Source organism: Zhengella sp. (assembly GCF_041397485.1).
In the GTDB taxonomy this organism is placed as follows: domain Bacteria; phylum Pseudomonadota; class Alphaproteobacteria; order Rhizobiales; family Rhizobiaceae; genus Zhengella.
This window is the reverse complement of record NZ_JAWKWO010000004.1, coordinates 146,012-159,682: the sequence shown is the minus strand read 5'-3', so window position 1 is coordinate 159,682 and position 13,671 is coordinate 146,012. Positions and strand designations below refer to the sequence as shown.

General features: G+C 64.1%; 8 protein-coding genes and 2 pseudogenes. 7 read left to right on the top strand and 3 right to left on the bottom strand.

The features are described from left to right. Positions 1-31: 31 nt before the first annotated feature. The 4 genes and pseudogenes from R3D65_RS13270 (at position 32) to R3D65_RS13255 (ending at position 5,664) form a co-directional block, all read left to right on the top strand. Positions 32-1,270: pseudogene (locus R3D65_RS13270) on the top strand (DUF6638 family protein). Between the two features lie 416 nt (positions 1,271-1,686). Continuing rightward, entirely contained in the window at positions 1,687-2,211 is a 525-nt protein-coding gene (locus R3D65_RS13265) for a hypothetical protein (protein ID WP_371275725.1), read from the top strand. 238 nt (positions 2,212-2,449) lie between these two features. Next, positions 2,450-4,183, top strand: a pseudogene (locus R3D65_RS13260) (formate--tetrahydrofolate ligase). 203 nt (positions 4,184-4,386) lie between these two features. Beyond that, positions 4,387-5,664: a DUF2254 domain-containing protein gene (locus tag R3D65_RS13255; RefSeq protein ID WP_371275724.1), complete on the top strand. Its 1,278-nt coding sequence runs from the start codon at positions 4,387-4,389 to the stop codon at positions 5,662-5,664. Between the two features lie 319 nt (positions 5,665-5,983). On the opposite strand, the gene R3D65_RS13250 is transcribed toward R3D65_RS13255, so the two are convergent. After that, on the bottom strand, positions 5,984-7,480 hold the full coding sequence (locus R3D65_RS13250; protein WP_371275723.1) for a sulfotransferase: 1,497 nt from the start codon (positions 7,478-7,480) through the stop codon (positions 5,984-5,986). 285 nt (positions 7,481-7,765) lie between these two features. Here R3D65_RS13250 and R3D65_RS13245 point away from each other — a divergent pair, with 285 nt between their 5' ends. Both R3D65_RS13245 and R3D65_RS13240 read left to right on the top strand, forming a co-directional pair. Continuing rightward, complete coding sequence (locus tag R3D65_RS13245) at positions 7,766-9,955, top strand: anthranilate synthase (protein ID WP_371275722.1); 2,190 nt, start codon at positions 7,766-7,768, stop codon at positions 9,953-9,955. After that, positions 9,952-10,281 carry a cytochrome c gene (locus tag R3D65_RS13240; RefSeq protein WP_371275721.1) on the top strand — a complete coding sequence of 110 codons (330 nt, stop codon included), beginning with the start codon at positions 9,952-9,954 and terminating at the stop codon, positions 10,279-10,281. Before R3D65_RS13245 ends, R3D65_RS13240 begins: the two co-directional genes overlap by 4 nt. A gap of 29 nt (positions 10,282-10,310) precedes the next feature. Here the strand turns inward: R3D65_RS13240 and R3D65_RS13235 are convergent, their stop codons facing one another. Then, entirely contained in the window at positions 10,311-11,846 is a 1,536-nt protein-coding gene (locus R3D65_RS13235; RefSeq protein WP_371275719.1) for a fused MFS/spermidine synthase, read from the bottom strand. Between the two features lie 106 nt (positions 11,847-11,952). Here R3D65_RS13235 and R3D65_RS13230 point away from each other — a divergent pair, with 106 nt between their 5' ends. Continuing rightward, complete coding sequence (locus R3D65_RS13230; RefSeq protein WP_371275718.1) at positions 11,953-12,855, top strand: cation diffusion facilitator family transporter; 903 nt, start codon at positions 11,953-11,955, stop codon at positions 12,853-12,855. A 24-nt stretch (positions 12,856-12,879) separates the two neighbouring features. Here R3D65_RS13230 and R3D65_RS13225 read toward each other — a convergent pair whose 3' ends face one another. Further along, on the bottom strand, positions 12,880-13,578 hold the full coding sequence (locus tag R3D65_RS13225) for a helix-turn-helix domain-containing protein (protein ID WP_371275717.1): 699 nt from the start codon (positions 13,576-13,578) through the stop codon (positions 12,880-12,882). Positions 13,579-13,671: the final 93 nt, after the last annotated feature.

Below are 13,671 nucleotides of genomic sequence, written 5' to 3'. Positions count from 1 at the left end.
GCCTGGTCGATTCCGGGCAGTCTACAGGCGGCTGCTGCCGATCGGCGACCGCACCTGATCGCGCGCGCAACAAGGCGCTCAAGGCCTTCGGTCTTGCCCAGACCAAGCTGACCTCGTTCGACATCGACCGAACCGGCTTTTCGCCGCAGGTGGCCGAAGAACTGGGCGATTTCGACTATCTCGACCCCAATGGCATCAACCGGCGCTTCATCATCCTGACGCCGGCGCAGCGTGACCTGCCGGTGGATTTCATACGCGCTTTTCCAACACCTCGCAGCTCATGTTCGAGTTCATGCAGTCCAATGCCCGCGCCATCAATGCGCTGACGATCAAGGATGTGATCTTCGGCGAGATCGAGGATTCGGTGTCCTTCGTCGATGACGTGGAAGACCTGCTTTCGATCAACCAGGTACAGTTCCGCGTCCTGTCGGCGGAAGACGTTGTCGGCAAGGCGGCGCAATTGCGCGAACTGGTCGACCGGCTGAAGACCGAACCGGATGCCTGGCGTGACAATACCATGCTGCAAGAGATGGTGGACCTGGCGAAGGTCACCGGCGACATCCGCGAGAACGCGTTGGTGCCGGACAAGGTCGTGTTCCGCCACAATGCCTTCTGGACCAGTCACTTCGGCGGGCTCTACGTTTTCATCGACGAGCGCATGACGACGGTGATCGCCCATCCGGACGCGCCGGGTTTCCGCCGTTCGCGACCCTGGCAGGTGTCCTACCTGTCGCTTGACGACCACAGGCGGATTTTTCCGGTTCCTGGCGGAGACCGGGCAGCTCGGGATCTGCCGCGGAGCCGCCGTGGCTGGAGGGATCGAACTACCTGGAGCATCGCGCGCAGATGAAGGTGCGCCAGCTCGCCACCAGCTCGAGCCGGAAAAGAACCTGACGCGGTCCGATCAGGTCTGGGTGCAGGCGTGGATGCACCGCTATGCCGATCTCATCAACCTGAAGACTATCCCTTCCTGATGGCGGCCAAACGCGCCGTCACGCAAACCAGGCGGCTGGATATCGGGCGGGTGGAGCCGGACAAGCGCTTCCTGGTCGTGCGCGCCAAACCGGACCATCCGGATGCCTGGCTGACCAACCGGCTGATCTCGGATTTCGTGCGTTTCGATTTCGTCTCGCGCACGTCTTCAACAAGCAGGGCTTCTATGACGACTATTCAGGTTTTCGGACATGGCGCGAAGCCGTTGTTGAGACGCTGGCTATATCTGAAAGACAAGGCGGGCTTCCGGCTCAACCTCTACGGGCTCAAGGATTGAGGGGAGCGGCCATGATCGACCCGATCATCACTTTTCACGATGGTCTTCCAGTGGATCGGACGCGGCATCAGCATCGTCATCAGCTGGCTGCTCTGGCCGCTTCCTGTGGCTCGGGCGCTGGTGGCTGCGCAAGGGCTGGATCGTCAAGACCCGTCGTCAGCATTGTGGTTGCCGCTCGTGCGCCTTCTACGCCTATTTCATGGTGCAGACACAGGTCTGGACCAATTTCGATCCAGACCGCGTGGCCGCCTATGATTTCGCCGAACGCAAGACATTGCCGGGCGATCCGTCGCAGGGCAGACCAATGCCTGCGGTGTCTCCTCCATCGTGGAAGTGACTGGCGGATTCAATACCGACTTCAATGTCAGCAGACGCCTGGATACCCTCCATGCTGGCTCAGTAAGGCTCTGTTCGGCATGGACTGGAAATATACCCGTTCTTTGACCAACAAGGCGGCGCTTCAGCTTGGCATCAACGAGATCTGCGGCGCATCGTTCGAACTGGTCGACCGTATGACCGCGTGCGCGGCACATCCCAGATCGACCAGAGCTGCGGACGCCCGCCAGAACCTCTTCAAGGAAGACATATTTTGTCCACGACGCAGGCGCCCTATTTCATCGCTCCCACGCCACGGCCTACCGGACCGCCGGTGCCAGGCAATCGCGTGCCTTCAACCAAGGCTGGCAAGCTGCGATGCCACGTTCGACCCGCGCGCCGACAGCACGCTGCGCTTCCTCGACACGATGACCAATGCCATCGGCTCGACCTCGGACATCCTGCGCGACCAGATCGAACTGTCGATGCCCAGCTGGTTCTGGTACGCCGGTACCGATGACCGCTTCTGGTTCGCCTATGGCCAGCTCTATGCGCTCAACATCGCTGGCCGGCGCGCAGAGCGATTTTCCAGGCCATCGTCAACGAACGGCCTGAGCCGGACCTGAGCGGAGGCGGACCAACAATTGCGCCGCGCTCGACATGCGGCCATGGATCATTTCCAGCGGCACCGAGATCGGCCTTCATCATGCCCTCACCTGGCCACGATGGGCTTCTACCTGCTGCGCGTGCGCGCCAACATGACGAATGCGTGCATTCTCGATCGCTGATCCTCCGCTGCGCCGCAGCCGTGTCGCGAACGGCGTAGGGAGTGGCTGAAACAGGCAAGCGGGACCGTGCCTTTGCATGGCTTGTTTGCGGCCTGTTCAATTCCTCAAGCCCTTCGGGAGGAACTGGCATGGCGAATTCAAGTCGAACATCGAAATCGCGCGCGCAGCGTCAAGAAGCCGATCCAGGAGATCGGCGCCAGGCCTAACCCATTCCGGGCGAGCATCTGCTGCCCTACGGCCATGACAAGGCGAAAATCTCCGCCGATTTCATCACGCGCCTCGCTCGGCGAGCGCGAACGGCAAGCTCATTCTCTCGTGACCGCCATCAACCCGACGCCGGCCGGCGAGGGCAGGGCCGCGACCTGTCGGTCTCGGCGACGGTCTCAACCGGATCGGCAAGAAGGCCGCGATCTGCATTCGCGAAGCCTCGCTCGGCCCCTGTTTTGGCGTGAAGGGCGGCGCGGCTGGCGGCGGTTATGCGCAGGTCGTGCCGATGGAGGACATGAACCTCCACTTCACCGGCGATTTCCACGCCGATCACGGCGGCGCACAGCCTGCTCTCGGCGATGATCGACAACCACATCTGCACCTGGGGCAACAAGCTGGAGATCGACACCCGGCGCGTCGCCTGGCGGCGCGTGATGGACATGAACGACCGGGCGCTGCGCCAGATCGTCAGCCCGCTGGGCGGTGTCGCGCGGCTATCCGCGCGAGACCGGCTCGACATCACGGTCGCTTCGGAAGTGATGGCCATCCTGTGCCTCGCCTCCGACCTTGCCGACCTGGAGCGCCCGGCCCGGGCGTATCATCGTTGCCCTGCGCGCGACGGACGGCCATCCGCGCCCGCGACCTGAAGGCCGATGGTGCGATGGCGGTGCTGCTGAAGGACGCCATGCAGCCCAATCTCGTGCAGACGCTGGAAAACAATCCGGCCTTCGTGCATGGCAGGCCTTGCCAATATCGCGCATGGCTGCAACTCGCTGGTGGCAACGAAGACCGCGCTGAAGCTGGCCGACTACGTGGTCACGGAAGCCGGTTTCGGGGCGGATCTGGGCGCGGAGAAGTTCTTCGACATCAAGTGCCGCAAGGGCGGGTTGAAGCCGGCTGCTGCCGTGATCGTGGCGACGATCCGCGCCATCAAGATGAACGGCGGCGTGAAGAAGGACGATCTGGGTGCCGAGAACGTGGCGGCGGTGCAGAAGGGCTGCGCCAATCTCGGCCGACATGTGGAAAACGTGAAGCAGTTCGGCGTGCCTGCGGTCGTGGCGATCAGCATTTCGCCGGTGATACGGATTACGGAAATCAGGCGGTGAAGGCCTATGTCGCATCGATGGGGGCCGAAACTGCATCCTGTGCCGCCATTGGGCGGAAGGCTCTGCCGGCATCGAGGAACTGGCGCACAAGGTGGTGGACCTGGCCGAATCCGGCCTGTCGCAATTCGCGCCCCTCTACAGCGACGAGATGGGTCTGTTCGACAAGATCGACACGGTGATGCGGCGCATCCATCGCAGTTTCAGAAGCCATCGCGGACAAGGCGATCCGCGAACAGTTGAAGCGCTGGGAAGCCGACGGTTACGGCAATCTGCCGGTCTGCATGGCCAAGACGCAATATTCCTTCTCCACCGATCCCAACCTGCGGGGCGCGCCGACCGACCATGTCGTGCCGGTGCGCGAAGTGCGGCTTTCGGCCGGGGCCGGGTTCGTCGTGGCCATCTGCGGCGAGATCATGACAATGCCGGGCCTGCCCAAGGTGCCTTCGGCAGAGCATATCCGCTTCAATGACGAAGGCTTCATCGAAGGCCTGTTCTGATACGCCGCCGTCCGTTCGGGCGCGTTCGTCGCGCCCGCTGCGCCTTCCTTGTTGGGCGCGTTCGTCGAGCCCGCCGCGCCTGCCGCGGCGGGCCTTTCCTTTCCCGCAGCAGGGCTATCGGCGCGGCTGCACCTTGCCTTGGGGCCCTTGCGGTCCCATCCTCCTTGATCAGGAATACCTGAAGCAAGGGAGAGGGAAGGCGCATGATCATGACCCGCTGGCAGTGGATTCTGCGCCAGATGAGCCGCCGTCTCTTCCTTCGCGCCGGCGTCATTTCGGCGCTTTCCGTTGCCAGCGCCGTGCTGGCCATCCTGCTCAAGGATTATATTCCGGAAAACCTCGTCCTGACGCTTGGCGCGGATGCTGTTGGCAGCATCCTGACCATCATCGCTTCCTCGATGCTGGCGGTGACGACCTTTTCGCTCTCCACCGTGGTGCAGGCATTTGCCACCGCCGCCACCACAGCGACGCCACGGGCCACGGCCCTGCTGCAGGACGACACGGCGGTGCAGAACATGCTGTCCACTTTCGTCGGCGCCTTCATCTTCAGCCTTGCAGGGCTGATCCTGCTGAAAACGGGCATTTACGGCGAATCGGGCCGCGTGGTGCTGTTCCTGGTCACCATTCTCGTCGTTGTGCTGCTGGTGATGACGCTGTTGCGCTGGATCGACTTCCTGCTTTCCTTCGGGCGGCTCGACGAGGTGATCCGGCGGGTGGAAAAGGCAGCGAACGATGCCATGTCCATGCGCCGGGAGCGGCCCTATCTCGGCGGTATCGGTCTTGCCGATCCGCAGACCGGCATTCCGGGCGACGCCTGGCCGGTGGAGACCGACCGCATCGCCCATGTGCTTCATATCGACATGGAGGCCCTGCAGGAAACGGCGGGCAAGGAACGGCGTGTCTACCTGCTGGTGCTGCCGGGCAGCTATGTCCATACCGGCCAGCCGCTGGCCCGTGTCTCGGGCCCGCCGGACGAGCGGATCGACAAGGCCGTGCGCAATGCCATCACCATGGGCCATGACCGCTCCTTCTCGCAGGACCCGCGACTCGGCCTCATCGCCATGGGCGAGATCGCGTCCCGGGCCTTGTCGCCGGGCATCAACGATCCCGGTACGGCAATCCAGATCATCGGGCGGGTGGTCAACATCCTGTCCATCTGGGGACGCAACAACCACGGCAAGGACGTGCTGTTCAACCGCGTGCATGTGCCGCCCATCCGGCTGGACGAACTGTTCGACGACTTCTTCCTGCCGGTCGGACGCGATGGCGCCAGTATCGCGGAAGTGCAGATCCACATCTTCCGCGCGCTGGAGGCCTTGTTCGCCATCGGCCGGAAGCACAGCGACCCGCGCTATGTGGAAGCGGTGCGCCGCCATGCGAAAATCGCCCTGGACCGGTGCGAACGGGCAATGGAAGGCCATTATCAACTTGCCGCTGTGCAGGAACGGGCAAAACACCTGGAGCGGCTGATGGCGGTGTAGCAGGCAGGTTTGGGCAGCGGCGATCCGGCCGGGCACGTGACTGCAACCATGTGGCGAGATGACTCCGCACAACCCCTTTACAAACACAATCCATGGTATATAAAACAACAAGACGCAACCAAACAGCGTCACCCTTCACAGGTTCCGGGTTTCCCCTGCTTACCCCGGTCCTCCTGTGGCCCGCTCATGGCGGGACTGGAAGCCCGGACCATCCGCCCGGTCCGGGCTTCCTTTTTCCATAGGCAGACAATTCTTCGGGAAGGCCGTGGCGCAGGCGGGCGGCAATCCTCGTCAGCGGTGCCGCCTGCCGGTCAGGGTGCTATGCGTCGGCGGCAATGGCGTCGAGCAGAGGTTGCAGGCCCGGCCCGTAGCGCCGCCAGCGACCCAGCGAGGTGGTGTAGACCGGCTGGCGTACCTGTTCGCGCGACAGCGTGGAGACCCTGCGTTCCGTTTTCCAAAATTCCAGACAAGCATTGTCCCATTCGAGGCCGCAATGGGCGACGATGGCACGGGCGCCCGGTTCCGGTTCGGTGACCAGCGTCTCGTAGTCGACATGCAGGATGCGGTCGCCAAGGACATGGGTGAAATGATCCATGATGGCGGCATAGCCTCGCCAATATGCACCGAGCGTGGCGAGATCGCGGGTGTAGCCATGGTGCATCGACAGGCCGGACAGGAAGCAGGAGGTGCAGGTGTCAGCGGCGTCACGGCGGCAGTGGATGATGGCTGCCTGGGGAAACAGGATGGCGATGAGGCCGAGTTCCAGGAAATTCTGCGGCATCTTGTCGGTGACGCGGGCCGCCTTGCCGTCCATCGCCTGCAAGTGCCCCAGATAGCGCGTGGCCATGGCTTCGGCCGTCGGGGCATCGAGGTGGCGCAGCACGTCCATCTGGGCCTCGAAGGTGCCGGCCTGCGGCACGATGTCATTGATCAGCAGGCCCATATCCGGCAACTCGCCGGCGCCGAAGGCCAGCGGATGGCTGGCGATGACCTGTTCGACGAGACTGGTGCCCGAACGTGGCATGCCGACGATGAAAACCGGCCTCTGGCTCTGCGATCCCAGCCTGGCCTTCGCTGCAATGAACGATGGCGTGAAAAAGGCCTTGCGTGCCGCAACCTGCGCCTGGAAATTCGCCAGATCGAAGGGCGGGATCCGGGCGCGGGCCTCCACCATCGCGGCCAGTGCGGCTTCATGGCGCCCGGCCTGGTCCAGGGCGCGCGACAGGGCAGCGCCCGCGCGAAAGCGCGTCTGCGGATCGAGACCGGGCTTTGCGGCCAGCCTTTCCAGCGCCGCGATTTCAGGCTCGGAACCGGTGAAGCGGTGAACATGGCCGAAGGCGACCAGCAGCGCGGGATCGTCCGGCGCCTTCCGGCGGGCCTTTGCAAGCAGGTCCAGCGCCTCGTCGCGACGGCCATTGTCGGCCAGTAGATTGGCATATTGGGCGATGAAGGGCGTGAAGCCGGGCTGAAGGCGCACGGCCTTGGCCAGGTGTTGCAAGGCCTTGTCGCCCAGCCCCAGGATCACCAGCGTCTCGGCCAGCTTGGCATGGGCGCGGGCGTCGGAAGGCGCCTTGCGCAACGCCTTTTCCAGAAAGCCGCGGGCCTCCTCATGCAGGCGGGCATTGAAGTGCAGCAGGCCCATCAGGAACAGGGCCTCGGCATTGGACGGTGTTTCGTCCAGCACCTGGCGGGCGATGCGCTCCGCCTCGAAGGCGCGGCCCGTCAGGTTAAGCTGATGGGCGCGGCGCAGCATGTCCTGCTGGCGCAGGGCCTTCATCGCCTTGGGATTGTTCGGGGCAGTGCGTGGCGGGCGCATGGGCGGCTCCTGAGCGGGATCGCCTCTTCCTAGAGCTTCGCCACGGGATGCTCAAGTTCCCTCAAACGCGGGCGTTGCATCCATGCGAAAAACAATCTAATGACATTTCCCATGAACACGGGCATCGCTCTTTGCAAAGGTTGGTGGCGCGGCTGCTGAGGCGGCCCGCACGCGCATGCGTGTGTCATAGGAACAACGGCCGCGACGGAACCCTCCGGGCGGCCTTTTTCATATGCGCGAGGTCTCCCGGATCTCCGTCCGGCGGGACAACGGAGTGAGACGAGAATGACCCCCACCAAATTGCCCGGCGGCTCTGAGGCCTTCATCACCGAAGGCGGCATCACGATCACCCGCACGCGCCATTCCACGCCCTATGAAGGCGCCATCGAGGCCTATGTCGAGGCTCTCGACAGCCGGCGCGGGGCGTTGTTTTCCTCCAACTACGAATACCCGGGCCGCTACACGCGCTGGGACACGGCCATCATCGATCCGCCGCTGGTGGTCTCGGCGCGCGGGCGGGCCATGGAAATCGAGGCGCTCAACCGCCGCGGCGAAGCGATGCTGCCGGCCATCGTGGCTTGCCTGTCCGGGCTCGACGACGTTGCCATGGGGCCCGTGACGCAGCGCCTGGCGACCCTTCAGGTGGCGGAGCCGGACCGGGTGTTCACCGAGGAAGAGCGGTCGCGTGTGCCTTCGGTCTTTACCGTGCTGCGGGCCATCGTGGCGCTGTTCAAGAGCCACGACGATCCCAATCTGGGGCTCTACGGCGCGTTCGGTTACGATCTGTGCTTCCAGTTCGATCCGGTGGCGTTCAAGCTGGAGCGGCCGGACAGCCAGCGCGATCTCGTGCTTTACCTGCCCGACGAAATCCTCGTGGTCGACCACTACTCGGCGGAAGCGTGGAAAGACCGCTATGAGTTCACGGGCGCGGGGTTCGACACGGCCGGCATCGCGCGCGATTCGCAGGCCGAGCCGTTCCAGCGCAGCGACACGGTGCCGCCGCGTGCGGACCACGAACCCGGCGAATATTCGCGCCTTGTGGAGAAAGCCAAGGAGAGCTTCAAGCGCGGCGACCTGTTCGAGGTGGTGCCCGGCCAGATGTTCTATGAACGCTGCGAGAGCCAGCCTTCGGAAATCGCCCGCCGCCTGAAGGCCATCAACCCGTCGCCCTATTCCTTCTTCATCAATCTGGGCCAGCGCGAATACCTGATCGGCGCTTCGCCCGAGATGTTCGTGCGGGTCAGCGGCCGGCGCATCGAAACCTGCCCGATCTCGGGCACGATCCGGCGCGGCGAGGACGCCATTGCCGACAGTGAGCAGATCCTCAAGCTGCTCAATTCCAAGAAGGACGAGGCAGAACTGACGATGTGCTCCGACGTGGACCGCAACGACAAGAGCCGGGTGTGCGAGCCCGGTTCCGTGCGGGTCATCGGGCGGCGGCAGATCGAGATGTATTCGCGGCTCATCCACACGGTCGACCATATCGAGGGCCGGCTGCGCGAGGACATGGATGCCTTCGACGGGTTCCTGTCGCATGCATGGGCGGTGACGGTGACCGGCGCGCCGAAGCTGTGGGCCATGCGCTTCATCGAGAACCATGAGAAGAGCCCCCGCGCCTGGTATGGCGGCGCGGTGGGCATGGTCCATTTCAATGGCGATCTCAATACCGGACTGACATTGCGCACGATCCGCATTCTCGACGGGGTGGCGCAGGTGCGCGCCGGCGCCACGCTGCTCTACGATTCGGTGCCCGAAGAGGAAGAGGCGGAGACCGAGCTGAAGGCTTCCGCCATGCTGGCGGCAATCCGCGAGGCGGGCACCGGCAATGCGGCTGCCGAACAACGCCAGACGGCGCGGGTGGGCGAGGGTGTGAAGATCCTGCTCGTCGACCACGAGGACAGTTTCGTCCACACGCTGGCCAATTACTTCCGCCAGACCGGCGCGAGCGTGACGACGGTGCGCTCGCCTGTCGCCGAGGCGGTGTTCGAGCGGGTCAATCCCGATCTCGTCGTGCTGTCGCCCGGACCCGGCTCGCCGTCTGATTTCGACTGCAAGGCGACGATCGACAAGGCACGCGCGCGAAACCTGCCCATGTTTGGCGTTTGTCTCGGCCTGCAAGCGCTGGCGGAAGCCTATGGCGGGGAACTCCGGCAGTTGCATGTGCCGATGCACGGCAAGCCGTCGCGCATCCGCGTCTCCACGCAGGGTGTGATCTTTTCGGGCCTGCCGCGCGAGGTCACGGTCGGACGCTACCATTCGATCTTTGCCGATCCGGTGCGTTTGCCGCGCGAATTTGCCGTGACGGCGGAAACCGATGACGGTATCGTGATGGCGATCGAACATGAACGGGAGCCGGTGGCGGCAGTCCAGTTCCATCCTGAATCGATCATGACGCTTGGCGGCGATGCCGGCATGCGGATGATCGAGAATGTGGTGGCCCATCTGCCGCGCCGCGCGAAGGAGAGGGCAGCATGAGAGGTGTGATCGCAACTTTCGCCGCGCTCGTGATCCTGGCGCCGGGCACGATTGCCGCCATGGCGCAGGAAGCGGATGTGGAGCACGGCAAGGCGCTTGTGGAAACCAATTGCGCGCAATGCCATGGCGTGGGTGCGTCGGATGCCAGCAAACATCCGGCCGCGCCGCCATTTCGCGAATTGTCGGAACGCTATCCGGTCGACGCGCTGGAAGAGGCCTTTGCCGAGGGTATCGTGACCGGCCATGAGGACATGCCCGAATTCGAGGCCACGCCGCAGCAGATCACAGACATCATCGCCTACCTGTCGTCGATCCAGCCGGAATAGGCAGGGCGGGCGGACCTGCGCTACGGGCTTCAATCCAGCCGGCCCATGAGCCGGTCGATGGGTGCCAGATCGTCAGTCATCACCGGCACGCCGGTTCGTTCGATGAGCGCCTCGACGACGCGGGCCGAAAGCCGGCCAAATTGCATGGAGTCGGGCGGGGCGCCCGTGACGCGCGCCGCCGGTGTTTCGCTCTTGCCAGCCAGCAGGATGAATGTGACGCGGGCGCCCGGTTCCGGACGGGTGGCTTCGGCCCAGACCTCGACCACCGGAAAGACCGATTTCAACGTGCGCGCCATGGCGGCGAGTGCGCGCATGCGGTCGAGATGATCCACGACATTCATCACGTAGATGCCATCTTCCGACAGCCGCTCGCGGACGAGCGCAAAGAATTCGCGCGTCACCAGATGTGCGGGCACCGCGATGTCGGTGAACGCGTCGCCGACAATCACGTCGAATGTGCGGTTGGCGGCGTTCAGCGCCAGACGCGCATCCATGTCCAGCACGCGGGCGGTGGCGGGATCGAACCAGAAATGCTCGGTGGCGATGCGTGTGACTTCCGGATCGATTTCCGCGATCGTCATGTCAGCGGAAATGCCGCTGGCGGCCCAGGCACGGGGAATGGTGAAGGAACCGCCGCCAATGAAGAAGGCCGAGAAGGGCTTGCCCTCGAAACGGGCACGCGGCAGCGCATCCAGCAGCGCGGCATGGGGCGTGACCATGCGCGCCGGGGTATCGCGGACGGAGACGCCATGGGCGAGGTGATCCAGCACCATCAGCCGGGTCGGCTCGCCGGTGTCGGCGGACACGTCCTCGACGCGAATGCAGAAATAGCGGCTTTCGCTGAGGCATGGGTCCGGCAGGGCGAGCGAGCCGGTTGTGGGGAGCACGCAGATGACGAGCACGAGGGCGGTCATCGCGCCGCTGTGCGCCGCCATGCGGCCTGCGTGCAGAAACAGGATCGCAGCCAGGACGGAATAGAGACAGGCAATGATGGCCAGTGTCGCTGTCGTGCCCAGCCATGAAATGAAGATGAAGCCCGCGGCCAGGGTTCCGCCAATCGCGCCGAAGGCGCCGGCAGCGAACATGGCGCCCAATGCCCGGCCGGAGCGAGCCGGCGCTGCTTTCACCGCGACCTGTGTGAGGACAGGGGCCGGAATTCCGGCGAAGAAGGAGGGCAGGAAGAAAGCCAGCATGGTCAGCACGATGATGGCGGCCAGCGGATTGTCCAGCGCCGCAATTGCCGGCGCAGCCAGCCAACGCAACAGGAAGACGGCAATGCCGCTGGTAAGCGCTGCCCCTGCCAACGCCCATGCCGTTGCCGCCAGGGCGCTGCGCATTCGCCATCCGGCGAATATGCCGCCGACCCAGTGGCCGACGGAGAAACCGGCGAGGACGACGGCGATGATCGACGTCCATGTATAGAGGGACATGCCGAGCCAGGGCGCCAGCATGCGGCCGGCAACGATCTCCACCACGAGGCTTGCCGCCGAAACGACCGCCTGCACAAGGACGAGGAGCCAGACGGGCGGAAGCGAGGCCATGGCCTCATCGTTGTGGTCGGTCATTCCTTCGTCATCCGGACAGGGTTGATCGGCCGATGTTAGTGGTTCATGTGAGGGTCCCGCAAGTTGATTCCACACTGCGCCACAGCTTCCGGAACGGAGTTCGACCATGGCTACCCCATCTTCCAAAGTCCGCTTCCTGGCCGGGATGTCGATTGCGGTCGCGCTCGGCGTCATGGGGCTGAAATTCCTGGCCTGGTGGCTGACCGGCTCGGTCGCGCTTTATTCCGACGCGCTGGAAAGCATCGTCAACGTCATCGCCGCCGCGGCGGCGTTCATGGCGGTGCGCTATGCCGCCAAGCCGGCCGATAGCGGCCATCCCTACGGCCATCACAAGGCGGAATATTTCTCTGCCGTGCTGGAGGGCATCCTGATCGCGGTCGCCGCGCTTCTGATCGTGCATGAGGCGGTGAACGCCCTTCTGGACGGGGTTTACAAGATCGACGCGCCCGGGCCGGGGCTTGCGATCAACTTGCTTGCCGCCATCATCAACGGGGTGTTCGCCACCATTCTCATCCGCGCCGGTCGCGAGAACCGGTCGCCGGCGCTTGTGGCCGATGGCAAGCATGTCATGGCGGATGTCGTCACTTCCGCCGGGGTTCTGGCGGGTCTTGTGCTGGCGCTGGCGACAGGCCTTTACCTGCTGGACCCGATACTGGCCATCCTGGTGGCCCTCAACATCCTGCGCGAGGGCTGGCATGTCATTTCCGAATCCGTCGACGGCCTGATGGACCGGGCGGTGGAGGGTGAGGAGGCCGAGCGCATCGAGACGGTGATCCGAGCCAATGCGAAAGGCGCCATCGAGGTGCATGACATCCGCACGCGCGCGGCGGGTCCGGCGACATTCATCGAATTCCATCTGATCGTCGATTCCGGGATGACGGTGGAGGAAAGCCACGCCATCTGCGACCGCATCGAAACGGGCCTGCGCGCGGCGGTTCCCGGTGCGCGCATCTCCATTCATGTCGAGCCGGATCACAAGGCCAAGGACGAGGGATTGCGGCTGACCTGAGCGCCTTCGCCGGGGCGAACGGAGTCAGGTGTCGCGGTCATCGATCAGCGGGTCGGGCTTGGCCAGACCCTTGAGGCTCTTCATGTCGGTCAGGCTGACCTTCGAGCCGTCCACCTGCACCCCATAGGGCTTGAGCGTATTGAAGGCGCGCGACAGGTTTTCCGGCGTCATGCCCAGATGCGACGCCAGCGTGCGCTTGTCGTAGGCAAGCTCGAATGCCCCGGATGCGCCCTGCTCGCGGTCGAAGCGGATCAGCCTGTTGGCAAGGCGTTCCACCGACGAGCGCAGCTTCAGATCCTTCTGGTCCTTCACGACCTCGCGGAAGCAGGATGCCAGCTCGCTCACTATGGCGCGGGCAAACTTTTCATCGGCTTCGAATGCGGCACGGACATTGGAGGCCGGGATGAGCAGGAGCCGGGATTTCTGGACCGTACGGGCCGACATCAGGTTCACGGCGTCCTTGAGAACGGCGGCCAGGATGAAGGCGCCGACCGGCCAGACCATGCCCATTGTCGTCTCGCGCTGCCCGGTGCGGGCGTACATTTCTACGCAGCCCTCGGTCAGGACATAGAGAAAATCGGCCGGATCGCCTTCGCGGATCAGGTCGAGCTGTGCAGGGAAGGTCTGGAGATAAGCCGCCTGCATGAGGGATTCGAAGGCCAGATCCGACATGCTCTCAAACAGGCGAAGCGACCTGATCTCGGGAATGTCGGAACTTCGCACTCGGGGCCTCCTTGATCATTATCAAGACATTCATTGATTAGCGGCAGGTTTGCATGGCGGGAATTTCGAGGTCAATCCTGACATGTTGCCTGG